At 64.8% G+C, this 1113-nt stretch carries 2 protein-coding genes; one reads left to right on the top strand and one right to left on the bottom strand.

The window, feature by feature from the left end:
- Positions 1-21 precede the first annotated feature (21 nt).
- The gene (locus AC1D2K_RS35030) at positions 22-669 is read left to right on the top strand and encodes a hypothetical protein (protein ID WP_478095067.1); all 648 of its coding nucleotides are present in this window, start codon (positions 22-24) and stop codon (positions 667-669) included.
- Between the two features lie 9 nt (positions 670-678).
- On the opposite strand, the gene AC1D2K_RS35025 is transcribed toward AC1D2K_RS35030, so the two are convergent.
- Positions 679-891 (bottom strand): hypothetical protein, encoded by a 213-nt coding sequence (locus AC1D2K_RS35025; RefSeq protein ID WP_478095066.1) that lies wholly within the window; start codon positions 889-891, stop codon positions 679-681.
- Positions 892-1113 lie beyond the last annotated feature (222 nt).

Genomic DNA, 1113 nt, shown 5'->3' with positions numbered 1-1113 from the left:
ACCGGAACCGATCGCGACACGGTGCTCGTGGGCAAGAATGTGATCGACGGCCACAAGCTGCAAACCGGCGTGGTGGACGCCACCATCGAAGAGCTGGACCGGATCCCGCGTCCGGCGGACATGCGGCCGCAGAGCGAGCTGTTCCCGCGGTACCAGGAACGCCGGCGCGGCCCGGTCGAGTTCACGGTGTGGCGCGTCGAGTGCGACATCATCAGCGTGAAGCAGGAGGCCGATGGCGACTATCACCTGGTGCTTCTCGGTGCCGGTGGCAAGCAGATGATTGCCGAGGTGCCAACACCGCGCGCACCGTTCGTCGCGGCCAATTGCCCCTGGCTCGAGAACATCCGGGTCGCCCGCCAGGCCGTGGACGACAAGCTGATCGCCACGCTATCGCCGCACGACTTCGTGCAGCTCGATGACATGCTGGTGCCGCGCGACGCGGTCATAGGAGCGCCGCTCCAGCCGCTCGCGTTGGAGCGGTTGCCACCTTCGTTTGTGACGCGGGATGCACTCGACGCGGAGGACATGCCCACGTTCGCCGCGAAGGTGAAGCCAACACGCACGCGCATCACAGGCGTCGGTTTTTTTGACAAAGTTCACGGCCAGACCGGGGTCTCTCCACTCAACGGCATCGAGCTTCATCCCATCCTGAAGATCGAATGGCTGTAGCTCGGGAGATCACTTCTTTGGCGACTTGCCTGCGCGCTTCGCAGGCACCGGCGGCAACGGGCGGCGCTCGTGGATCTTCTTGTCGTCTGGCGCCACCGGCGGTTCGGGGGTCAGGTCGACCTGAACGACTCGGAAAGGGGGGAGCGACGGAGCGACGGCCGCGCCGGCCTTGCTGCGGCGCTGCTGGCGCTTGCGCGAAGGCGGGCTGCTTGGCGCGGTCACTTCATCGCTCCAGACACTGTTCCAGGACCACACTTTCCCTGCCCTCGGACCGCGCAAGATCTCTTTCCCTCGACGATCGCGTGGACACTTGGCGCAGCGAGGGGAGGGACATGCGGACCAAACAGCATGACCATGACCTGTATGTCAAATTGATGCACGGTAGGGGGGTCCTTTGGGCGGCCTCGTAGGCTAGCATGTGCTCGCCCACACCGGTTAATAGTG

Source organism: Variovorax sp. P1_H12_2 (assembly GCF_056405335.1).
This window is presented reverse-complemented; position numbering and strand designations above follow the sequence as displayed.